This is a genomic window from Ruegeria sp. HKCCA5426 (genome assembly GCF_013034585.1).
Classification (GTDB): Bacteria; Pseudomonadota; Alphaproteobacteria; order Rhodobacterales; family Rhodobacteraceae; genus Ruegeria.
Genome location: NZ_WQGH01000009.1, coordinates 129,839 through 153,075 on the forward strand (window position 1 = coordinate 129,839; position 23,237 = coordinate 153,075).

At 55.6% G+C, this 23,237-nt stretch carries 20 protein-coding genes; 11 read left to right on the top strand and 9 right to left on the bottom strand.

Going from position 1 to position 23,237, the window contains the following annotated elements; all coding sequences use genetic code 11:
• Nucleotides 1-235 precede the first annotated feature (235 nt).
• From GOV87_RS15485 to GOV87_RS15500, 4 genes are read left to right on the top strand one after another with little or no spacing between them, the layout of a single operon-like run.
• On the top strand, nt 236-1,360 hold the full coding sequence (locus tag GOV87_RS15485) for an ABC transporter permease (RefSeq protein WP_171212396.1): 1,125 nt from the start codon (nt 236-238) through the stop codon (nt 1,358-1,360).
• Between the two features lies 1 nt (nt 1,361).
• Nucleotides 1,362-2,177, top strand: a complete 816-nt coding sequence (locus GOV87_RS15490; protein WP_171123405.1) for an ABC transporter ATP-binding protein — start codon at nt 1,362-1,364, stop codon at nt 2,175-2,177.
• 5 nt (nt 2,178-2,182) lie between these two features.
• A complete protein-coding gene (locus GOV87_RS15495) occupies nt 2,183-3,499 on the top strand; it encodes an MlaD family protein (RefSeq protein ID WP_171212397.1) in 1,317 nt (438 codons plus the stop codon).
• The gene (locus GOV87_RS15500) at nt 3,496-4,146 is read left to right on the top strand and encodes an ABC-type transport auxiliary lipoprotein family protein (RefSeq protein ID WP_171123408.1); all 651 of its coding nucleotides are present in this window, start codon (nt 3,496-3,498) and stop codon (nt 4,144-4,146) included. Before GOV87_RS15495 ends, GOV87_RS15500 begins: the two co-directional genes overlap by 4 nt.
• A gap of 43 nt (nt 4,147-4,189) precedes the next feature.
• On the opposite strand, the gene GOV87_RS15505 is transcribed toward GOV87_RS15500, so the two are convergent.
• From GOV87_RS15505 to GOV87_RS15515, 3 genes are read right to left on the bottom strand one after another with little or no spacing between them, the layout of a single operon-like run.
• Nucleotides 4,190-6,127: a VWA domain-containing protein gene (locus GOV87_RS15505; protein ID WP_171212398.1), complete on the bottom strand. Its 1,938-nt coding sequence runs from the start codon at nt 6,125-6,127 to the stop codon at nt 4,190-4,192.
• Complete coding sequence (locus tag GOV87_RS15510) at nt 6,117-6,662, bottom strand: RNA polymerase sigma factor (RefSeq protein WP_171212399.1); 546 nt, start codon at nt 6,660-6,662, stop codon at nt 6,117-6,119. The genes GOV87_RS15505 and GOV87_RS15510 overlap by 11 nt, the downstream gene beginning before the upstream one ends.
• 59 nt (nt 6,663-6,721) lie before the next feature.
• Nucleotides 6,722-8,302, bottom strand: coding sequence for an FMN-binding glutamate synthase family protein (locus tag GOV87_RS15515; protein WP_171212400.1), 1,581 nt, complete (start codon nt 8,300-8,302; stop codon nt 6,722-6,724).
• Nucleotides 8,303-8,475: 173 nt separating this feature from the next.
• On the opposite strand from GOV87_RS15515, the gene GOV87_RS15520 reads away from it, so the two are divergent.
• Both GOV87_RS15520 and GOV87_RS15525 read left to right on the top strand, forming a co-directional pair.
• Nucleotides 8,476-8,889: a CrcB family protein gene (locus GOV87_RS15520; RefSeq protein WP_254447388.1), complete on the top strand. Its 414-nt coding sequence runs from the start codon at nt 8,476-8,478 to the stop codon at nt 8,887-8,889.
• Nucleotides 8,886-9,248: a CrcB family protein gene (locus tag GOV87_RS15525; protein WP_171212401.1), complete on the top strand. Its 363-nt coding sequence runs from the start codon at nt 8,886-8,888 to the stop codon at nt 9,246-9,248. Before GOV87_RS15520 ends, GOV87_RS15525 begins: the two co-directional genes overlap by 4 nt.
• On the opposite strand, the gene GOV87_RS15530 is transcribed toward GOV87_RS15525, so the two are convergent.
• Genes GOV87_RS15530 through GOV87_RS15555 form a run of 6 tightly spaced genes read right to left on the bottom strand, consistent with a single transcriptional unit; the run spans nt 9,245 to nt 15,778 of the window.
• A complete protein-coding gene (locus GOV87_RS15530; protein ID WP_171212402.1) occupies nt 9,245-10,768 on the bottom strand; it encodes a DHA2 family efflux MFS transporter permease subunit in 1,524 nt (507 codons plus the stop codon). The genes GOV87_RS15525 and GOV87_RS15530 overlap by 4 nt on opposite strands.
• Nucleotides 10,765-11,748: an HlyD family secretion protein gene (locus tag GOV87_RS15535; RefSeq protein WP_171212403.1), complete on the bottom strand. Its 984-nt coding sequence runs from the start codon at nt 11,746-11,748 to the stop codon at nt 10,765-10,767. Before GOV87_RS15535 ends, GOV87_RS15530 begins: the two co-directional genes overlap by 4 nt.
• A 32-nt stretch (nt 11,749-11,780) precedes the next feature.
• The gene (locus tag GOV87_RS15540) at nt 11,781-12,107 is read right to left on the bottom strand and encodes a cytochrome o ubiquinol/quinol oxidase subunit IV (protein WP_171125178.1); all 327 of its coding nucleotides are present in this window, start codon (nt 12,105-12,107) and stop codon (nt 11,781-11,783) included.
• Nucleotides 12,100-12,732, bottom strand: coding sequence for a cytochrome c oxidase subunit 3 (locus GOV87_RS15545; RefSeq protein ID WP_171212404.1), 633 nt, complete (start codon nt 12,730-12,732; stop codon nt 12,100-12,102). Before GOV87_RS15545 ends, GOV87_RS15540 begins: the two co-directional genes overlap by 8 nt.
• On the bottom strand, nt 12,729-14,819 hold the full coding sequence (locus GOV87_RS15550; RefSeq protein WP_171212405.1) for a cbb3-type cytochrome c oxidase subunit I: 2,091 nt from the start codon (nt 14,817-14,819) through the stop codon (nt 12,729-12,731). The genes GOV87_RS15545 and GOV87_RS15550 overlap by 4 nt, the downstream gene beginning before the upstream one ends.
• The gene (locus tag GOV87_RS15555; protein ID WP_254447389.1) at nt 14,816-15,778 is read right to left on the bottom strand and encodes a cytochrome ubiquinol oxidase subunit II; all 963 of its coding nucleotides are present in this window, start codon (nt 15,776-15,778) and stop codon (nt 14,816-14,818) included. The genes GOV87_RS15550 and GOV87_RS15555 overlap by 4 nt, the downstream gene beginning before the upstream one ends.
• Before the next feature lie 185 nt (nt 15,779-15,963).
• On the opposite strand from GOV87_RS15555, the gene GOV87_RS15560 reads away from it, so the two are divergent.
• The 5 genes from GOV87_RS15560 to GOV87_RS15580 all read left to right on the top strand — a co-directional run bounded on the left by GOV87_RS15560 (nt 15,964) and on the right by GOV87_RS15580 (nt 22,964).
• The gene (locus tag GOV87_RS15560) at nt 15,964-17,199 is read left to right on the top strand and encodes a lytic murein transglycosylase (protein WP_254447390.1); all 1,236 of its coding nucleotides are present in this window, start codon (nt 15,964-15,966) and stop codon (nt 17,197-17,199) included.
• 399 nt (nt 17,200-17,598) lie between these two features.
• Nucleotides 17,599-19,227, top strand: coding sequence for a peptide ABC transporter substrate-binding protein (locus tag GOV87_RS15565; RefSeq protein WP_171212407.1), 1,629 nt, complete (start codon nt 17,599-17,601; stop codon nt 19,225-19,227).
• 66 nt (nt 19,228-19,293) lie between these two features.
• Nucleotides 19,294-20,217, top strand: a complete 924-nt coding sequence (gene oppB / locus GOV87_RS15570; RefSeq protein ID WP_171212408.1) for an oligopeptide ABC transporter permease OppB — start codon at nt 19,294-19,296, stop codon at nt 20,215-20,217.
• A gap of 10 nt (nt 20,218-20,227) precedes the next feature.
• On the top strand, nt 20,228-21,157 hold the full coding sequence (locus tag GOV87_RS15575) for an ABC transporter permease subunit (protein WP_170389022.1): 930 nt from the start codon (nt 20,228-20,230) through the stop codon (nt 21,155-21,157).
• Nucleotide 21,158: 1 nt separating this feature from the next.
• Nucleotides 21,159-22,964, top strand: a complete 1,806-nt coding sequence (locus GOV87_RS15580; protein ID WP_171212409.1) for an ABC transporter ATP-binding protein — start codon at nt 21,159-21,161, stop codon at nt 22,962-22,964.
• The last annotated feature ends 273 nt before the right edge of the window (nt 22,965-23,237 follow it).

Below are 23,237 nucleotides of genomic sequence, written 5' to 3' on the forward strand. Positions count from 1 at the left end.
TTCTCCATGATTCCGTAGACGTGGGTCCGGGCAAACTCTGTCTTGGTTCGCGGTCGCGGGCAACAAGATTGTCGCGCGGAGATCCAAACGCCCCTTGCCCGGCCCTAAGCAAGCTCATGGCCCTGACAAACAAGGCCAAAGGAACCGACGCGAACGCGCTGTTGTTAAGCCACATTCCCCGGATGGCCTGCAAAAATGCATTGCAGCGCAACGCGGTTTCACATCACATACGCCCATGACACAACCAGCGATTCAATCTGACTGGAACGCCGACGGCGTTTACCTCAAGGTATCAGGTGAATTGGTGACGCAGTCACTCAGCAGCGTTGAAAACGCTTTTTCTTCTTTCAAACCTGACGGGACCTCGGTCGTACTGGATTTGACGAATGTGCAGGCCCTGGACACCGGCGGCGCCTGGCTTGTCGCCGACCTTGCGCGCCGTGTTCAGGCAACGGGGGCAGATGTTCAGTTTCAGGGTGTGACACCTGCATATTCCGACCTGATTGACACGGTTTCCAAAAACATCCCCGACGAACCGGGTGTCGCAGCACATCATCGCACCTTTGCGGACTGGGTTGAGAGTATTGGCAAACGCACTGTTGGAGGCTGGAACGACAGCCTGTCGATTCTGGGGTTTCTGGGCCTGACCTTACATCGGCTGTTCAGAACTGTCCTGATGCCGCGCCGGCTGCGCCGTGCCGCATTGGTGTCGCAGATGGAGGAGGTCGGATTCAAGGCGATCCCGATTGTGGCCTTGATGGGTTTTCTGATCGGCGTTGTTCTGGCTTTTCAAGGCGCAACGCAGCTCAAGCAGTTTGGCGCCGAAATTTTTGTCGTCGAACTGATCTCAATCTCAGTCCTGCGGGAATTGGGCATTCTGCTGACGGCCATTATTGTGGCGGGTCGGTCTGGATCGGCATTCACGGCCTCGATAGGTTCGATGAAAGTGCAGGAAGAGATTGACGCGATGCGAACCTTGGGGTTGGATCCCATCGAAGTACTGGTGATCCCTCGCGTTGTCGCCCTACTGATCATGCTGCCGATCCTGGGCTTCATAGCTGACATGGCCGCCCTGTTTGGCGGAGGGTTGATGAGCTGGATCGACCTTGACGTCAGCCCAGGGATGTTTGCGACCCGGCTGAAGGAGAACACCGGCATCTGGCACTTTGCCATTGGGATGATCAAAGCGCCATTCTTTGCGCTGGTCATCGGTGTCGTCGCCTGTTGGCAGGCAATGCAGGTCAAAGGCTCGGCCCAGAGCGTTGGGCAGCGCACGACCGCTTCGGTCGTTCAATCCATCTTCATGGTCATTGCGCTGGACGCCCTGTTTTCAATCTTTTTCTCTGTCATGGGGGTCTGAAATGGACGGGACACCCCTTGAGAATACCGCAAAGACCGACACAAAACGCGAGGCCGTAATTCGCGTTCGCAATCTGACCAATCAATTCGGCCCGCAAGTTGTACATCAGGATCTAAACCTAGATGTCTGGCGCGGCGAGGTTCTGGGCATCGTCGGAGGCTCTGGCACGGGCAAATCGGTTCTGTTGCGTACAATCGTCGGGCTGAACAAACCGGCAGCCGGCAGCATCGACGTGCTGGGGGTCGACGTTTTGAACGGCCCCGAACAGGAACGACAGCGTATCGAACAACGTTGGGGGGTGGCGTTTCAGGACGGCGCGCTCTTTTCGTCGCTGACCGTCCTTCAAAACGTGATGGCCCCGATGCGAGAACATACAGGGCTGAGCGAAAGCCTGATGACCGCGCTTGGTGGGCTAAAAATCAGTCTGGTAGGGCTGCCGCAATTGAGCTGCGGCAAATTTCCGTCCGAACTGTCGGGGGGGATGCGTAAACGCGCTGCACTTGCACGAGCGCTCGCGCTGGACCCGGAAATCGTTTTTCTTGATGAACCGACAGCCGGTCTGGATCCCATTGGTGCCGCGGCCTATGACGAATTGATCGGCGAATTGCAACACGCGCTCGGCTTAACGGTATTTATGGTCACACATGATCTGGACAGCCTCTATGCCATTTGCGATCGCGTCGCAGTTCTTGCAGAAAAACGCGTGCTTGTTGAAGGCCCGATTGAAGAAATGACCAAAGTCGATCATCCTTGGGTTCAGGAATACTTTACGGGCCCCCGCGCGCGTGCTGCGCAAGAGAAGGGGCAAGACAGGTAGACGTTATGGAAACCCGAGCGAACTATATCCTGATCGGCGCATTTACCCTTGCGGGTATTCTCGGAGCGTTTGGGTTCTTCCTGTGGCTGGCAAAATTCGAAGTGTCGCGCCAATACGCCTACTACGACGTGCTATTCGACAACGTATCGGGCCTGTCGGCGGCCGGCGGGGTCAGTTTCAATGGTCTTCCCGTAGGTCAGGTGATCTCGTTGGATCTGGATGAAGAAGACCCATCCAAAGTGCGGGTCCGCATTGAAATTGACGCAGAAATCCCTGTCACGAACGAAACAATTGCGCAACTTCAGTCGCTGGGAGTCACAGGAGTCAGTTACGTGGAACTAACGGGGGGCTCTCCGACTGCAGAACATCTTCCGCAAGACAGCCTGATCAAAAGCAAGCGAAGTGCGATTCAATCCTTGTTCGAAGGCGCGCCGCTGCTGCTGGAAAAAGCGATCACACTGCTTGAGGACGTCAACAAGATCGTGGATGAGAAAAACCGTGCGGCCGTATCGGATATTCTGGAAAACGTGGCACAGGCAACGGGCCGGTTGGACAAGACACTTTCAGACTTTGAATCACTTTCCTCGGACCTTGGTGGCGCCGCCAAAGAAATTTCGGCATTCTCGAAACGTCTGGATGAACTCGCCGATACTGCGGAAACCACTCTGACGACGGGAACGGATACGCTTAACAGCGTGAAAACCGCGTCTGAATCGGCAACTGAGACCCTGCAAAGCGCGAAAACCACCATCGAGTCCGCTGACCGGGTCATTCAACAGGACCTCAAACCGTTTCTTGACCGGGCGTCGACCCTGGCCGAAAATCTGACCGGTCTTTCTAACGAAGGCTCTGTGGCGCTGGCGACGGTGACGGAAACATTCCTCAACGCGAACGAGACACTGGGCTCCGTTACGGGTGCGATGGATACCGCTCAGAAAACTCTGACCTCGGCGGAACGCGCATTTGACTCGGCCAATCGCATAATTGACGAGGATGTCGGTCAGGTGATGGCAGATATCCGAAATGCGGCCAATCAGGTGGCTTCGACCGTTACCAACGTCACCGAGCGTTTGGACGAAATCTCAGACGATATCTTAAGTGCGTCACAATCCGCCTCGGAACTTTTAGGAACCATCGACGGAATCGTGCAGGACAACCGGCGTCAACTGTCCGACTTTTTGCGAGTTGGCTTGCCCCAATTCACGCGCTTCATCGAAGAGTCTCAGCGTTTGGTCGTCAGCTTGGATCGGTTGGTGGACAGGGTCGAACGGGACCCCGCTCGCTTCTTACTGGGGACCCAAGCATCGGAGTTTCGCCAATGATCAGGTCATTTCTTACCGCTCTGGCGATCGTTTCGTTGGCCGGTTGCACCGGGCTGGGCACGCTTCAGCAGGCATCCAAGCCAAACGATCTTTATCTTTTGACACCAAAAAGCACCTTTTCCTCGTCCCTGCCGCGCGTCCAAAGGCAGATCGTTGTCGAAGAGCCTTCGGCGACTGCCGCAGTCAACACGGATCAGATCGCAATTCAGCCCACCCCCTTGCAGGTGCAGTACTTATCTAGGGCCCGATGGGTAGATCGCGCGCCGCTGATCGTTCAAACTTTGTTAGTTGAGAGTTTTGAAAACAGCGGCAAAGTGGCCGCCGTCGGCAGATCAACTGTTGGCCTAAGAGCAGACTATGTTGTTGTTCCCGACCTGCGCGAATTCCAAGGTATAGTCGTAAGCGAGACCGACAATTCCTCGACCGTGCGGGTCGAGGTTCGGATGAACATCAAGATCATCGATGAGTTTGAGGACAAGATCATCGCATCCAGCTCGTTCCAGGAAAACGTCGTTGCCGCCAGTGATCAAACTGAAGACTTGGTCACAGCTTTCGATGTCGCCCTGGGCAAGACCATGCGTGACGCGGTCGAGTGGAGTATCCGTAAGATTCACACCCACGCCGCAAACAATCCAAGGTCGTTCTAGACGCGATCGAAAATGGGAGCTGTCTGACAGCGCCCGTCCCAGTTCACCGACCCAATGATTGTGCAAGGCGCATCAGCGTAACGGCTTCGGCTCTGTAGCCAAAAGGGTCTTCGCCGCGCGCAGTATTGGCCAGGCGGATTGCATCATCAAAGGTCCAACCCCCAAGATACGCCCCAGCCCTCAGCAATTGTCCAAAGCCAGCAATTGCGTATGAGAACCGCACATCGTCCGTGATCTCTCCCTGCTCAGAAAGAATGGGCTGTTCGATCCAACGGCTTTGTTGCGCACCGGGTTCTTTGTAGCGCATCTGGAAGAACCCAATTTCTTCTGACCCGTTGGAAACAGCTTGCTCGCCATACCGCAACGGGCCGTTCCGGATCGCGTCAGAGCCCACCGGGGTGACTTCGTAGATCGCGGTCACGCTGTGGCCTGCGCCAATATCACCGGCATCTACCTTGTCATTCGAAAAATCCTCACGCCGCAAAGCGCGGGTTTCATACCCGATCAGGCGGTATTCGGCGATTTGCGCGGGGTTGAATTCAACCTGAATTTTCACGTCATTTGCAATCGGGAATAATGCGCCGGTCAACTGATCAACCAGAACCTTCTGCGCCTCACCCAATGTATCTATGTAAACCGCCTGCCCGTTGCCGTTTTGCGCCAATGCCTGCATCGTTGCATCATCCAGATTTCCTCTGCCAAAACCCAAAACGCTGAGATATGTGCCGCTGTCGCGCTTGCGGGCAATAAAATCCTTCAGTGCTTCGGGATCGGACAAACCGACATTGAAATCGCCATCCGTGGCCAAGAGAACGCGCGTAACCTCGCCCTCTGAACCCATGGTTTCAGCAACTTGGTAAGCCTGCTGTAATCCTGCCTGCCCCGCGGTTGATCCACCTGCCTGAAGCCTGTCCAACGCGTTCAGAATTTTAGATTTCTCTGTTGCGCTGGTCGGCTCAAGAACCTGCCCCGCACTGCCTGCATAAGTGACGATCGAGACCTGGTCTTCGGGCCGCAATTCCGCCAGCAACAGACGGAACGATTGCTTCAGCAAAGGCAGCTTGTTAGGATCCTGCATCGAACCCGATGTGTCGATCAGAAAGACCAAATTCAGAGGGGGACGATCAGCAATTTCGGGCAATGCCCCCTGGATACCGATATGAACCAATTGCGTCGCCTCGTTCCAAGGTGTCGGGCTGACGGTAATGGACGGACGAAATGGGGCGTCCCCTTTTGGCAAAGGATAGCTATACGGGAAATAATTCACCATTTCTTCGACCCGAACGGCCTCGGGCGGCGGCAGGTGACCATTCAGAAGCGACGAGCGCACAATCGAATAGGAGGCCGTATCGACGTCGATCGAAAACGTGGAAACAGGATCTTCCAACGTAACCTTAAGTGGATTTGTCTCCCCGTTCGAAAACGCTTCGGTGTTCTGTTCAATCCGGGTACTGAGCGAGCGCTCTGCCGGCACAGCGACGATTGCTGGCGCTTCCATCACCGCACCCCTACCGATCCTGATGGTCGACTGGTCTGCTTGCGACAAAGCAGTTTCCTGTCGTTTGCTTTTCGCGACAGGTTCGGATGCTTCATCTAACAAGACTTCTGGTGATTGCGACGGAGCGACTTCTTCGCGATCCAATTCGGCGACAGGTTGCGGTAGGTGGTCTTCAACCCGAAAACTGGGCTGGACGACAGTGTCCCGCGTCTGGGGCAGGATGACGACCAATGCGACAGCGGCGATGGCCGATGTCGCCGTTAGAACTCCACGGTGAGACAGGGCATTCAACATCAATTTGGCTCCTTCTGACAGGCGGACCAACGGGCCTCGCTTGACAGTGGGACGTTTCGAGGCGCCCGTTCCTTGGGCTGCCACGAAGTTTTCCTGAGCCAAAGCCACATTTGCGGCCCGCCGATTGGCGTCGGGCGTTGGGGTGGCCGCATCCATCATGGATATCAGCTTGTCCAAATCATCTGTCATCGGCCAGCTCCTCATCTCGCATGGCGCGGAGACGTCTTCGGATTTCAGACATCCGCCAGGACACAGTGCCTTCAGAGACACCCAGCACATCAGCGGCCTGAGCATGGGTCAGTTCGTCTTCCAGCGTTAACGCCAAAGTGTCTTGTAACTCCGTCGGCAACGCCCGCATTGCGCGCTGCAACCAGTCGACGGCCTCTGCGGTCTCGGCTGCCTCGGCTCGTCGCATCTGTTCGACATCCCCCCAGCCATCTGCAGCGCGGCTACGGCTGGCACGCTTTCGCCGCGCGTCTTCAGCAGCGTTTACGACCACCCGATAGAGCCAAGTCGTAAATCGCGCATCCCCGCGAAATCCCATAATCTTGGCTGGTAGTGTCAGGCAGATGTCCTGCGTCAAATCCTCGGCTTGGTCGGCGCGTCCGGACAGGCGAAACGCCAGCCGGAATATCCGGTCGTAATGGCGCTCTAACAGGGCGGCAAACGCGTAAGCGTCACCGTTGGCGGCGGCCATTGCCAGATCCTCATCCGAAGTACTCATGCGCATCACGAATGGTAAGACGGATCACAAAGGTCAATCCTTGGCGGTTCTTGAAAAAATCAGAACCGGGATGCCTGTGCCAAGTCCCAATCAGCCTTGAACTCGGCAGGGATCGACTCCGTCAGCAGCGCCCCCTCCTCCAGAAATGTGTAGAGTTCCCCATACGAATGCTCTCGCTCATCTGCGGTTCGGCGTCGAATGTCCGACGGGCGCAATTCTGACACCGTGCTTTTGCCCATGGCGCCCAACAGCTCACGGAAGCTTTCGAGCGTGGCGTCATGATACCTGTGCACGCGTTGGCGTTTCTGAGGAACATTCACCGCACGCCCCCGCACCGGATCCTGCGTTGCCACACCGGACGGGCAGCGATTGGTATTACAGTGCAGGGCCTGAATGCATCCGACTGCAAACATCATTGCACGGGCGGCGTTGCACATGTCTGCTCCGAGAGCGAATTTTTCCACCATATCATACCCGGTGGCCACTTTGCCCGAGCAGATAATCCGTATTTTATCTCGCAATCCGACGCCGCGCAGGCAGTTGTTCACGAAGATCAGCGCTTCGTTCAACGGCATCCCCAACCTGTTGGTAAACTCAACAGGGGCCGCGCCCGTACCCCCCTCGGACCCGTCAATCGTTATAAAATCCGGTAGGATTTCAGTTTCCAGCATCGCTTTGCAAATCGCCATGAACTCAGATGGGCGACCAATGCATAGCTTGAACCCGATAGGCTTGCCATCCGACATGTCCCGCAGGTGCTTAACAAACTCCAGCAGCCCGGTCGGTCCGTCAAAGGCAGAATGAATGGGCGGAGAGATTACGTCCTGATGCAGCGGAACGCCGCGAATATCAGCGATTTCCTGATCTACTTTTGCCGCAGGCAATACGCCGCCGTGCGACGGCTTCGCCCCCTGAGACAGCTTGATCTCAATCGCTTTGACAACGGGATTTCGGGCCTTTTCAGAGAATTTGTCCTTGTCGAAAGCACCCTCATGAGTCCGGCACCCAAAATAGCCAGTGCCGATCTGCCAGATGATGTCTCCACCTTCGGCCAAGTGATGCGGCGACAACCCCCCTTCACCCGTGTTATGAGCGAACCCACCGTCCTTGGCACCGCCATTCAGTGCCCGAATTGCATTCGCACTAAGCGCCCCGAAACTCATGGCCGAGACATTCAGACGGGACGCACTATAAGGTTGTTTGCATTGCGGACCGCCCAATGTAACGCGCTCTTCGCTTTCCGGTACGTCTTTGGGGGCCAGAGAATGATTTGCCCGGTGATAACCGACGGTCATGATGTCATATTGGGTGCCGAAGGCCTGAGTATCGACCTGACCTTTCGCCCGTGAATACACCAGACCCCGGATAATTCGGTTGAAGGGTCGACCGCTTTCATTGGTCTCAACAAAATACTGGCGGATTTCAGGGCTTACAAATTCCAACATGTAACGGAAGTGGCCCAGAACGGGGTAATTGTTCAGGACGTTGTGCTTGGTAGTCAGCATGTCGTAAAGCCCGATCACCGCATAAGGCACCAGTATCACCAGCAACCAATAGGCAGGCGGCCAGAAGTAACCCCAGAGCAGAGTTAACGGCAAGCAAACATAGCTGAGGATGTAATAGAGTCTGCGTACAATCATCTTGCTCTCCGATACCGCCATAGTCTTACCCAATCGTTGAGCAGATCCACGTTTGCTTGCAAGAGTTTACGCCGCACTTCACAAAAAAGGGCTTCATTGTGAAGTCGGGTCTTCTGTTGATCAGGTTGTTTGCTGTCTGTATCTGGAAAGACAGGTAAATTTGGGCGGGATCATTGGCTGTAAAAAAGACGCGACCAGCGTTTCAGACCTGGGCCCTTATGTTTTTGGCCGTATTTGTCGGCGGGGCCGCTGGTTCGCTGTTGCGAGAAAGCCTTTCAACGACGATTCCGGGTGCCCCGGTTTTTACCGCGACCTTCGGGATCAATGTCGCGGCGTGTTTCGTTCTGGGTTGGCTTTATTCGATCCGACATCGCGTTCATGCTCATGTCCTGCATTTTGGCGCCGTCGGGTTCTGCGGCGGGTTGTCCACCTTCTCGTCTTTTGTTCAGGAGCTCGAGCGTCTGGCGCAAACCAGCGTCGTGAACGCAGCAACCGCAGCCGCACTAGAAGTCGTCATCGGTATCGCAGCGGCCATCCTTGGCGAATGGATCGGACGGCATGCCCTTGGCCAAAGGTCAGGCGAATGAACGACCTGTTCCTTCACGCGATGTTTGGTCTGGGCGGAGGGCTGGGCGCTGTTTTGCGCCATGCAATCGCATTGATGATCCGGCACGATCTTCCAGTTTCGACGCTGATCGTCAATGTGCTGGGAAGCCTAATTTTGGGTTTGTGGATCGGCTATCTTGGGGGTCCCGCCGATATGGGCGAACACGAAAGGCGATTGGTCTTTGGCTTTTGTGGCGGGTTCACGACGTTTTCCAGTTTCGCCTATCAATCACTGGAACTGAGACGAGAGCGCACGATTGCATTGGCCGCAGGCAACATCTTCCTAAGCATCATACTGTGTTGGTCAGCCCTTTGGCTGGGGCTTGTCATCACTCGCTAATGGGCGTGCACAGCGGCCCGCGCCCCCGGCTTGAGAGCCCTGCAGAACAACAGCAATGGTATCGTCGCCAACGCCAACAAACCCAAATTGTTGAATACGGTCAGATAAGAAATCAACTCGGCCCGCCGAGAAACCTCCTGACCGAGAATTGCCGCGCCCTCTGTGCTGTCCGGCGTCAAACCAAGCGGTTCCAGATAGTTTTGCGCAGCAGTACTGTACGGCGTTACGTTTTGGCCCAGCACCGATGTATTGGTCTGCAATCCGCGAACGACCCATGTTCCAACCAAAGAAATTCCGACCGATGATCCAAGCTGTCGTGTGACATTGAACAGACCCGAAGCCTCGTCTTGGCGCGCTTGCGAAATGCTCTCAAACGCCAGAATAGACATGGGGACAAACACAAGACCCATGCCCAACCCGCTTACCGCGCCTGGCCAGGCCAACTGCCAGAAACCCGCGTCCAGATTAAGCGCACCAAGCATGAAATTCCCAATAGCGGTCAAGAGCATACCAAGCCCGGCCAGAACACGTGGATCGAACCGGGATGACAAAACCGCGCCCGTCAAAACCATTGAAACGCCCGCCGCAATGCCTCGGGGGATGAACAGGTGGCCGGACTCGATAACCGGATAATCCAACAAGTTCTGTACAAAGGTTGGCAATATGGCAATGCCACCAAACAGCGAGATAGCAAATCCTGCGATTACCAAATTGCAAAGGGCAAAGTTCCGGTCTGCAAAAAGGCGAAGGTCGACAACCGGCGTTTTCGAGGACAGGCCGTGAACAAGGAACCCAAGCGCGCCCAGAACCGAAGCAATCAGTGCAATCTGAATAACGCGCGAGGACAGCCAGCCCTTGGTTTCCCCCTGATCCAGAACAAATTGCAAGCAACCGATCCCAATCGCCAACAACGCCAGACCTTTCCAATCGATCCGCACATCTTCGGTTTCGTCGTCAGGCAATTCTCCGGCCAAAAGCAACAACGCCATCGCCGCAACCGGCAGATTTACGAAAAACACCATTCGCCACGAGAAATACTCGGTCAATATCGCGCCAATCGTTGGACCAAGTACCGGTGCAACGACAACCCCAAGCCCAAAGACGGCCATGGCCTGTCCTCGTTTCTCGCGCGGGAAGGCATCGAACAAGATGGACTGCGACAAGGGAATTAGGAAAGCCCCGAACATGCCTTCTGCCAACCGGAAGGCCACAATCGTTTCCAAGCTCCAGGACAGCCCACACATGACCGACATGGAGGCAAAACCGATCACAGCCGACAGTATCAATCGCCGCCGTCCTACCCTGCGGGCTACGAACCCAGTCAGGGGCATGACAATAACGGCCGAGACAATATAGCTGGTCAGAATCCACGTTGCCTGATCGGTGGTTGCGCCGAAAGCTGCTTGAATATGAGGCAGCGCGACATTGACGATCGTGCTGTCCAACACCTCGAGAATGGCGCTCAGCACCACGGCGACGACGATCACCCGATTGACGTGGCCTGCGGTCGAAGGCGTCATTCCTCGACCTGATCCGAAGTCGTATCTACCGTGACCTTTGTGCTGCCTCCTGCGCGCAAGGGGGCCTCTGTTGGATCAAGTTTGACCCGCACTGGAAAGCGGCGCGTGACCTTGACCCAGTTACCAGTGGCATTCTCGGAAGGCAGTAATGAAAACGTATCTCCAGATCCACGGCCAATGGATTCAACTGTCCCGCTAAGTGTCACCCCCGGCAGCATGTCGATTTGAATTTTTACAGGCTGTCCGGACTTGATACGTGACAGAGACGTTTCCTTGAAATTCGCGTCCACCCACCATTCTGAGGATTCAACAATCGAAAACTGAGGCGCGTTTGCGGGAACGGCGGAGCCGGGGCGCAATGTCAGGTTCGCGATCCATCCATCCGCAGTTGCAAAAACTTTGGTCCAAGCAAGATTGGCCTCGTCAATCTCCAACTGAGCCCGAGCGGACAGAACATCGTCCTGTTTGGCCTGCAAACCGCTTTGCAATGCCAACAGACTTGATTGACTGGTTGTCAGCCGGGCAGAGACTTGCGCGAAATCCGATGTCGCCTGATCCAAGGACGCCTGCGCCAGATCGCCGGTCGCAAAAAGAGCCTTGGAACGTTCAAGATTTTTCTTGGATGTTTCAAAGGCCGACTGTGCAGACGCAACCAAAGCTTCGGCTGCAACGATCTGAGTGGCGTAGGATTCCGCCTGTTGTTCGGCGCTGCCAAGATTTGCCCTAGATTGATCCACCGACGCGCTGAACTGGGTGTCGTCAATTGTAAACAGCAAGTCGCCGACCTTGACTGCTTGATTTTCTACGACCGCAACCTCGTCCACCCGCCCCGTGACCTGAGCGGCCACATTGACGATATTGGCCCCCACATAGGCATCCTTGGTTGACGGGTACCGTTCTTGATGGCGCCAGAACAGTAGCAGGCCAACGCCCACTGCAATCAGCATTGCCACCGCCGCGACAGCTTTAAAGGATTTCATTTTGACGGTCTCCGTTTTTGATCGCGGTTTGGTCACATCGGAATGGTATGCATACGGACCGCCAGGTTGCCCATGATCCAGACTGTTCCAACGATGATGATCAGAAGGACCAGCGTTGAAAACAGCACCAGGTCAAGATCTTCGCGGCTACTGCGCCGACGGTCGATATGAAGGAAATAAACCAGTTGAACGACAAGTTGCGCCAGCCCAAGAAGGCCGATTGCCAGATAGACCCCTTTTGTTTCAATCCCAAAGACATAGGCGATAGAAAAGACGGCTATCGTCAGAAAAAGGGAACCGCCGTAACCAATGACATAACGCCGCCGCTCGCGCCGGTGCATTTCGCTGCGTCTATCCATAGGTCAGACCTCCGAAATAAACGATCGTAATGATCCCGATCCAGATCAGATCAAGGAAATGCCAAAACAGCGCCAGCCGAACTACGCGCGACATCAGCAAATCTGTCAGTCCCATCAGTCGCAATTGGATGCCCAAAACAATCAGCCACAGACACCCGGCGGCGACGTGCAGACCGTGCAGCGGTACAAGACCATAAAACGCGGACAGAAACCCGCTGCGCTGCGGGATGCCGCCTTTTTCCGCCATGGCGACAAAGTCCCGGATTTCCAGCACCAGAAAGCCGAGCCCCAGAGCCAAGGTCACGCCAAACCACAGCACGATGCGTGAACGCGGCAGGTTGTATTTCAGTGCCAACATTGCCAGCCCGACCGTCAGGCTGCTGGTCAGCAGGATCAGGGTCTGCGCAAAGATGCTTTTGAGATCGAACAGTTCGTGTGGCCCCGGCCCGCCCGCCTGCGCGTCGATCATGGTGATATATATGGCGAACATCAGCCCGAAATAGACCAGATCGCTCATCAGGAAGACCCAAAAACCGAAGGTGACAACTTCGCTGGCCTTGTCGGCACCCGGATGCCGACGACCAAGGTTCAGGCCGGGATAACTGTGTGTTGGTGCGCGCTTCATGTGGCGACCTCCAGGTCCGGACCAGCACGCCCCCGATTTTCCGAAGAGATTTCAAAGTCGCGATTGATGGGGGCAGAGGCGTGGACAAGATCCAGCCAGGCCTCATGCTCCTGTTGAACCTGCGCGGCTGGAATAACCTCTTCGATGTCCGTTTTGAACGTCCACGCAACGAAAGACAACAACATCAGAATGGTGACCAACGCCGCTAACCACCAGATCCACCAAACCAAGGCAAACATCCAAACGCCGCTGAGAACGCAGAGTATGAATCCGATCCGTGTATTGCGTGAAAGGGTGATGTCCTCATAAGCTTCCGGCGCCGGATAAGCCGTGCCCCTTTCCTTTGCGGCGGCAAAGTCATCGCGGTCGGTGACATGCGGAATAATGGCAAAGTTGTATGGCGGAGGGGGTGCGGGAATTGACCATTCCAGCGTGCGGGCATCCCACGGGTCGCCAACTGGGACGCGGGTTTTCTCGCGGTCCCGAATGCTGACCCACAATTGAACCACCACAGCAATCAGGGCGGACAAAATAACCAGAGACCCCAAAACGGCCACGATCATATATGGGTGAAAACTCGGGTCTTCCCAACTGAAAGACCGACGCGGCATTCCCATCAGGCCGACAAAGTAAAGGGGCAGGAACGTCAGCATGAAGCCAACTGTCCACAGGACAACCGTGATACGACCCCAGGTTTCGTTCAGGCGGAACCCGAAGGCTTTGGGGAACCAGTAATTGTACCCTGCCAGCAGGCCAAACAGAACCCCGGGCAGCAGGACGTTGTGGAAATGGGCAACCAGAAACAGGGTGTTGTGAACCTGATAATCCACGGTCGGGTTTGCAAGGATCACGCCTGAAAGCCCCCCGATGACAAAGAGCATAAGGAACGCCAAACCATAGAGCATCGGCACCGAAAACCGAATACGGCCCCGGAACAGGGTCGCCATCCAGTCATACACTTTTACCCCGGTGGGGATAGCGATCAGCATGGTCGCAATACCAAAGACCGCATTGATCAGCGCACTTTGACCCATTGTGAAAAAGTGGTGTAGCCAGACGGTGAAGGACAGCACCGCAATGGACATCGTCGCGATGACCAAGGAATTGTAGCCGTAAAGCCGCTTGGCCGAGAATGTCGCGAATACCTCGGAATAAATTCCGTATGCGGGAAGAACCAGCAAATAAACCTCGGGGTGCCCGAACAGCCAGAACAGGTTGGCATAGTTCATCATATTGCCGCCAAGGTCATTGGTGAAGAAATGAAAATCCAGATAACGGTCGGCGGCCAGCATCAAGGCCGCGACACCCAGTGGCGGCATCGCAAAAACGATCAGGATCGAGCTACAGATAATCGTCCAGCAATACATCGGCAAACGCATGAATTTCATGCCCGGCGCACGCAGTTTGTAAATTGTCACCGCGAAATTGATCCCGGTCAGCGTCGTCCCGATCCCGGAAACAACGATTGCCCAAATCCAGTAGTCCGGCCCAACTCCGGGATTGAAAGCGGCACCCGTATAGGGCGGGTAAGCCGTCCAGCCCCCGGTCGAGAATTCACCGACAAGCAAAGAAACCATCAGCATCATCCCGGCCGAGACCGTCAGGCCAAGACTGATCTGGTTCATTACAGGAAATGCGACGTCACGCGCACCAATCATCAGGGGAACCAGAAAGTTCGCCAATCCAAAGACAAAGGGCACCGCCACGAAAAAGATCATGATGGTGCCATGCGTGCTGAACAATTCGGCAAAGTGTTCGGCTTCAAGAAACCCGTCGCCCGGACCCGCTGCTTGTTGCGCGCGCATGACCACGCCTTCAAGGACCCCGCGCGCCAGCATCACGATCGCGAAGACAATATACATGATGCCGATTTTCTTGTGGTCTGCGCTTGTCAGCCAATCGCGCCAAAGCGGTCCCCAAAGGCGGAACCATGTCAGGGCGCCGACAACAACCAGAATACCGACGATCACAACACCCGCAGCGGCATTGGCGACGATTTCGTTCGCGTTCGGAGTCTGAATAAGGCCCGCCAGAGGGAACGACTCCCAGCTTAGCCGGCCAAAGAAACCCGTATCCGCAGAACTCATTGCTGCGCCTCCTGCCCATATTCTGCCGTTCCCGGCTGTTGATCTGCGGGCAACGGTTCTCCGTGGTGGTATCGGTGCAAGATTGTCTGAAACAAATCCGCGCCTTCTGTGGTGAAATACAGCGCATTATCCGGCATGTCAGATGTACCCAAAGCGGCCTGCACCTCATCTCGGTCCGTGCGCATGGCCAATTTTCGGTATGTGTCTGCGGTCAGGGGAATTCCGTTGGCCCGGACAGTGTCCACCCAATCGGAGAATGCGTCTGGCTGCATGGCCAGGGTCTGAAACTTCTGCTTGGTGAAGCCCCGGCCATTATATTGCGTATTTTCACCCTGCATGGTCGCCGGGGCGTCCGCCACAACATGCAGTTTGGTCGTCATTCCCGGCATGGCATAGATCTGGCCTGCCAGAGCGGGGATCATGAAAGATTGCATCACAGTGTCCGTGGTCAACGTCATCGCAATCTGCTGTTTGACGGGTATCCCCATCTCGCCGACGCTGGCGATGCCTAAGTCCGGGTAGATGAACAGCCATTTCCAATCCAATCCCACGACCTGCACATTTAAGGCAGGTGTTTCACCAAAGGGCGCGGTGTACGGATCCAAGCGATGGGTGGCTTTCCAAAGATAGAAGGACAATACGGCCACGATCAGAACCGGAATACCCCACATGACGAATTCAAGAGGGGACGAGAAGTCCCAGTTTGGCCGATACGCGGCGGCACCTTCTTTGCGTCGCCGGTAACGCACGGCAATCAAGGGTACCAGAACCAGAACAGGCAAAACCGCCAGCATGATCAGGACCGTCGCGCGCAGCAGGTGGAGCCTCTGAACCTCGGCGATTGGGCCACGTGGATTCAGGAAACTGTCACTCGCCCAGGCTGCGTGCGTGCAAAGAGCGGTCACTGCGATTGCGATCCCAAGTATCTGCCACACGAATGAGAACCTAATAGTGGCCACTCCTGACTGTCCTTCCCTGCCCCTGTTTACAGGCAACTATCTGCAGACTTACGAGTTTTCTCAAGGTTTTTCGTAACCGGGGATTGTCTTGCGCCCGGTATGATCAACCGCGGAATTACGCGCAGACAATTGCCGTCAGACGTCAGTGTTGACTTGCCGCAGTCCTCGGGCGAGACCTTATGCACATGCGTTGGCTTATCGTGATATTTGGCCTCTGGTGTCTTCCCACAAACGCAACCGCACTGGACCGCGGAGCGGTCGAGCAGCAATTCCAGACGTGGTTATGGGAAACCGTTTGGCCGCAAGCCAAAGCCAAAGGTGTTTCCCGACGCACAATGGAGCGCGCCTTTAACGGCGTCACTCTTAATTGGAAGCTGCCGGATCTGGTCCCTCCGGGTGGGACACAAAAAGTACCTAAACAGCAGAAACAGGCCGAGTTCGGCTCACCTGCACGGTATTTCAAGGCCAACACGGTGCAGGGCGCAACATCCGTTGGCCGAAAGATGGCACAGCGCCACTCGACAACCCTTGCCCAGATTGAGGACAGAACCGGCGTTCCATCACACATAATTCTGGCCATCTGGGGGCGGGAAAGCGGATATGGTCAGGTCCCGATCCGGCACAACGTCTTTGAAGTGCTAGGAACAAAGGGGTTCATGAGTACCAGGTCAGAATACTTCGCGGGCGAGCTCATCTCGGCATTGCAAATCGCCGAAGTAGGGCATGCGCCGCCGGGTGAAATGAAAAGCAGTTGGGCCGGTGCGCTGGGGCAACCACAGTTCATGCCGTCAAGCTTTTTGACCTTTGCGGCGGACGGCAATGGCGACGGACGATCCGATATTTGGACATCGCCCGAGGATACGATGGCATCTATTGCGAACTATCTGGCGCAACATGGCTGGGTGTCCGGCCGCGACTGGGGATTCGAGGTTTCTGTGCCAAAGTCCATATCCTGCGCCCTCGAAGGACCGGATCAGGGACGCCCGATCAAGGTCTGGGCAGAAATGGGGGTTTCCAGAGTTTCGGGCAAACCTTTCCCGCAACATGAGCTTTCTGGCGAAGGATTCCTGATGATGCCCGCAGGACGAAGTGGCCCGGCATTTCTGGTGACGCCGAATTTCTATGTTCTGAAGGAATACAACAAAAGCGATCTTTATGCCCTTTTCGTCGGCCATGTCGGGGACCGGATTGAATACGGCGTCGGCAACTTCCAAGGTCAGTGGGGCAAAGTGGGTGATCTCTATCGTTCGGACATCGCAGCAATGCAGCGCGCCCTAGAACATAAGGGGCATGACGTTGGTGGTGCGGACGGCCTTGCGGGATTCAAAACCCGTCGTTCGATCGGGCGCTGGCAGGAAGAGACCGGTCAGGTGCCCACCTGTTTCCCTGCTGCACATATGAAAACAACCCTAAGCCGTTAGCGATTCGCGATTTGAGAGGCTGTTTGCTAAAAGGCTTACGCCACGTCAGGCGTCACCCTGCGCTGCCACCGTTCACGAAAATGTTAAGAACGCATCTAGTTTCATCATAATATTTCCGGCGCCACGCCGTTTCCTTCACAATTCGCATACAACTGCCTAATTTGCGGGCAGAGGCTTTAACCTTTTTTTAAATAATGCCAACGTCGGCTTCAGTGAAAGGCGACTTTTGCAACCACGTTCCCGACTGAAAACCGAAAGACTGCGGCGCAGCCCATTTTGCGAACCAATTCAGCAATTTTCGGACTCGTACCACATGCTTTCGCAGTCGGACAAACAAGGCGGCTCTCTGCCATCTTGTTGGGATGGCCAACAATGCCGCCAAAAAACGGGAGTAAAAATATGAACAAACATATTCGGACAACGCTGGCGGGGCTGCTGACCTCAACCATGATCACCGGCGCGGCACTGGCCGCCGGAACGCACCCTGAAACCGGCGAAGCATTGGCGGATGATCAGACATTCACCTATCGTATTCTGGACGAACACAGCTCGGTCGACCCGCAGGTCGTCGAGGACGTATCGGGTGCCGAGATTGTGCGCGACCTTTTTGAAGGGCTGATGAACCAGGACGAAGACGGTAATCTGGTTCCTGGCGTCGCCACCGAATTCACCACCAACGATACCAAAGACGTCTATACGTTTACCCTTCGCGATGACGCCAAGTGGTCCAACGGCGACCCGGTAACCGCTGGCGACTTTGTCTTCGCGTGGAAACGCGCTGTTGATCCAGCGCTGTCGTCGCCCTACGCCTGGTTCATGGAACTGATGTCGATTGAAAACGCGGCTGAAATCATTGCAGGCGATAAACCTGTGGATGAGCTGGGCGTCACCGCAATTGACGACCACACGCTTGAGGTCAAACTGAGCGCCCCTCTGCCTTATTTCGCGCAGATGACCACGCATTCAACGACCTTCCCTGCCCCGCAGAAAGTCATCGAAGAGTTTGGCGACGCGTGGACCAAGCCTGAAAACATCGTCTCGAACGGTGCTTATGTTCTGACCGAACACCTGCCGCAGGAACGCTCGGTTCGTGAGCGTAACGAGATGTACTGGGACAACGACAACACCATCGTCGACAAGGTTGTCGCATTGGTCATCAACGACGAAAACGTCGCCCTGACCCGTTATCTGGCTGGTGAACTGGACCGCACCGAGGTTCCCGCAGGTCAGTTCCCACGCCTGCAGAAAGAGCACCCGGACGAAGCCATCAGCTTCCCGCGCCTGTGCAACTATTACTACACGTTCAACCTGTCCGACGGCGGCCCCGAAGCGTTCAAAGACCCGAACGTCCGCCAAGCGCTGTCGCTGGCGGTAGATCGCAAGATCATCACGGAAAACATCATGGCAGGTGGCCAGCCGCAGGCTTACACTTTTGCCCCTGAGGCGACCGCCGGGTTCACGGTTCCCGAAGTTGAAATGGCTTCTATGTCTCAGCAGGAACGCGACGAATTGGCCAAGGAATTGCTGGCTGCCGCAGGTTACGGTCCTGACAATCCACTGAGCTTTGAGATGGTCTACAACACCTCGGAAGCTCATAAGAAGGTCGCGGTGGCGCTGAGCCAGATGTGGAAGCAGAAACTGGGTGTAAACGCCGAACTCGCCAACATGGAATGGAAGATCTTCCTGGAAGAGCGCGGCAACCAGAACTTCGATCTGGCCCGTGGCGCTTGGTGTGGCGACTATAACGAAGCCTCAACCTTCCTGGACCTGCTGCAATCGGACTCAGGCTACAACGACGGCAAGTATAACAATGCCAAAGTTGACGAGCTTTTGGCCCAAGCCAAAACATCGGACGATGCCGCGCCTCTGTACACCGAGGTCGAGCGGATCATCGCACAAGAGACCCCTGTAATCCCGATCTATCACTATGCTGGCGTCTACATGATGGACAGCGATGTCGGGAACTGGCCGGTCAATAACGTAGAGCAGAACTGGTACTCCAAGAACCTCTACAAAATCGCTGAATAATCATCTGTTGATCACGCTTTGCCCCGGAGAGTTCTTTGGGGCAAAGCCAATAATTGGGGGCATGAAATGCTTGCCTATATCGTCCGGCGGTTGCTGATCGCCGTCCCAACGATCCTTTTGCTGATCGTTGCAAGTTTCTTTTTGATGCACTTCGCACCCGGCGGACCCTTCACGTCAGAGCGGCCCCTGCCGCCGGCGGTTCTGGCTAATATCGAGGCGCGGTACGGACTGGACCAGCCGTTGTGGAAACAGCTTTGGGACTATCTGTACAACATCGTCGTACATTTCGATTTCGGCCCGTCCTTCAAGTTCAAGGACCGCGACGTGAATGACATCATCGCTCAGGGCTTTCCGATTTCGTTGACCTATGGCTCGCTGTCTTTCCTTGTCGCGACGGCCGTGGGTGTCAGCCTTGGGATCGCTGCTGCGATCAAACACAACAGTTGGATCGACTATTTCGCAGTTGGTCTGGGGATCGCGGCACAGGCGCTGCCGAACTTCATCATGGGGCCGATCCTGATCCTGACATTCACCCTTTGGCTGGGTTGGTTGCCCGGGGGCGGATGGAACGGCGGGCAATGGCCTTACCTGATCATGCCGGTGATCGCTCTGGCGACCTCTTACATGGGGTCGATCGCCCGGATCACCCGGTCTTCAATGCTGGAAGTTCTGAACTCGAACTTTATCCGCACCGCGCGCGCCAAGGGCTTGCCGACAAGAACCGTCATTTGGCGGCACGCTCTGAAACCCACGCTTCTACCGGTCGTATCCTATCTTGGGCCAGTTTTTGTTTACGTTCTGACCGGTTCGGTCTTTGTCGACATCTACTTTTCAACCGGTGGGTTGGGACAAGCCTATGTGGGGTCCGCCCTATCACGAGACTATGCCGTGCTTCTGGGCGTCACGATCCTGTATGGCGTTCTGACCGTGCTGGTGAACCTGCTGACCGACCTGGCCTACGCCTGGTTCGATCCGAAAATTCGTTACTGAGGGGCCGGCAATGCTTGGAAAATCACAAAAAGCCGCGCATCTGGCCGAGGATATCACCGACTATACGGTCATTCAGGGCCGCTCGCTCTGGCAGGACGCGCGTATGCGGTTTGTCCGGAACAAGGCTGCAATGGCCAGTCTGTTCATTCTGGGTCTGATCGTTTTGTTCACTCTTATCGGGCCTTATTTTGCCGTGTGGAACAACGAAGAAATCGACTGGAATGTCATGGGTGACGTCCGGGGCATGGGGATGCCTTCGGTCGAGACCGGGCATTTCTTTGGCGTCGATGATCTGGGGCGCGACCTGTACAGCCGTGTCATTCAGGCGACCACCACGTCGCTGTTGGTGGGGCTGATCGGGGCCGCGACCGCGCTGATCGTAGGAACCTGCTATGGGATTGCGGCTGGGTATATCGGTGGCCGCACCGACGGCATCATGATGCGCTTCGTTGACATCTTGCTGGCGATCCCGGCCACGCTTGTCATCATCCTGCTTCTGGTTGTGGCGGGCCGGTCGTTCTTTATGTTGTTCATCGCCCTTGGCGCGGTGGGGTGGTTGACAATGGCGCGGATCGTTCGCGGGCAGACGCTAACCCTGAAAAACCGCGAATTCATTGAGGCCGCACGCGCCGCTGGCGTTAGTGAGTTCACCATCATGTATCGCCACATCCTGCCGAACCTGTTGGGTGTTGTGATTGTCTACGCCTCGTTGCTGGTGCCCGAGATGATCCTGACCGAAAGCTTTATCTCGTTCCTGGGTTTGGGAATTTCGGAACCCTACACTTCACTCGGCCGTCTGATCGCCGAGGGTGCTGGTACTATGGGCTATGGAACCCTCTGGCAATTGATGTTCCCCCTGACATTTTACGTCGCCATCATCATCACGATGTTCTTCATCGGCGATGGCCTGCGTGACGCTCTGGACCCGAAGGATCGCTGATATGAGTCTGTTTTCTGTAAAGGACCTGAGCGTGCAATTCGATACACCGGATGGTGTTGTCGAAGCCGTCAAGGGCATCAGCTTTGACATCAATCCAGGCGAGTGTCTGGGCATCGTTGGCGAAAGCGGATCGGGTAAAAGCCAGACGTTTATGGCTGCGATGGGGCTGCTGCCTCCGGCCGGGCGCGCCAGCGGGTCGGCTTTGCTGAATGGCAAGGAAATCCTGAACCTGCCCGTGAACAAGCTGAACCAGATCCGGGGCGACGACGTTGGCATGATCTTTCAGGATCCGCTGACCGCATTGACTCCGCATTTGCGGATCGGCCAGCAAATGCGCGAAGTGCTACAGGTTCACGAAGGCTTGCAAGGAAATGCAGCCCGTGCCCGGTGTCTTGAATGGCTGGATCGTGTTCGCATCCCCGAGGCAAAGCGACGTCTGGACCAATACCCGCATGAACTGTCGGGCGGCATGCGTCAGCGTGTCATGATCGCAATGTCGATGCTGTGTAGTCCCAAACTGCTGATCGCGGATGAACCGACAACGGCACTGGATGTAACGGTTCAGGCGGACATTTTGGACCTGATGGTCCGCCTGCAGAAGGACGAAGGCACGGCCATCGCCCTGATCACGCATGATATGGGTGTTGTTGCGCGTATGTGCGACCGTATTCAGGTGATGCGTCTGGGACAGTTTGTCGAAGCTGGCGACACGCGCGAAATCTTTCGCGCACCGCAGCACGAATACACACGTACCCTGCTGGAAGCGATGCCGCGCATTGATGCTGGGGACGCACCCAAGGCGCTTGGTAAAACCGAAGAACCTTTGCTTACGGTCGATGACGTCAAGGTACACTTCCCAATCCATGTCTCTGGCGGCCTGTTCGGACGCAAGGTACCTCTGAAAGCCGTTGATGGTGTGACCTTCGACATCCGCAAGGGCGAAACCTTGGGAGTCGTAGGTGAGTCGGGCTGCGGCAAGTCGACATTGGCGCGCGCCGTACTACAGCTTATAGAACCCAGCGGCGGTAATGTCAGTTGGCTGGGTCATCCCATCGTTGGACTAAAGCGGGCGGAACTGAACAAATACCGCAAGGATTTGCAGATCGTGTTCCAAGACCCGCTGGCCAGTCTGGATCCCAGAATGACAATCTCAGCTTCGATCGCTGAACCACTTAAGACCTATCGCCCCGACCTGACAGAGCGGGAGCGTAAGAAGATGGTTGCCGAGATGATGGAGAGGGTTGGCCTGAAAGCAAACATGATCAACCGCTATCCGCATGAACTATCCGGCGGCCAAAACCAAAGGGTCGGTATCGCGCGGGCGATGATCAACAAGCCCAAGCTGATCATTTGTGATGAGGCCGTATCCGCGCTGGATGTTTCGATTCAGGCCCAGATTGTCGAATTGTTGCGCGAACTCCAGCAGGAGTTTGGCCTGTCGATGATCTTCATCAGCCACGACTTGTCCGTGGTTCGTGCCGTATCAAACCGGATCATGGTTCTGTATCTCGGCCGGATCGTCGAATTGGGTGATGGTGAGGCCATTTGTTCCGAACCTATTCACCCGTACACCAAGTCCTTGATCTCGGCGGTGCCAATCCCGGACCCGGATGTCGAGCGTAGCCGCCAGAGGCTTAAACTGCCGGGTGAACTTCCTTCACCAATGGATCCGAAAGCGGCGTTGAGGTTCCTGCCCAGCCGTTTGTCTGCAGGGCAGACAGACTATGTGCCTCAATTAAACGAGGTGAAGCCCGATCATTTCGTGGCTGAACACGATCCACTTGAGTCAATCATGGCCAACGCGTAAGCGAAGACGCCCGACACCTGTCTACAGGCTTCGGGCGTTTTTCAATTCCGCCTAGGGATTGAACAAATCAATCAGATAGTAGGCAAACAATATTCCACTATTCGATATTATTGCTTCCATTTTGGCATAAATACTCAGCTTTCCCGCTGCATGTTGCCGCAGTTCATTTTGACTCCCAATCTTCGTGATGGCACCATTTCCCATGACGCAGCATCCTGCATCAAACGGCGTTGATCATTCTGCGCGCACAGCCTAAGACGAAGCCACGAGAGC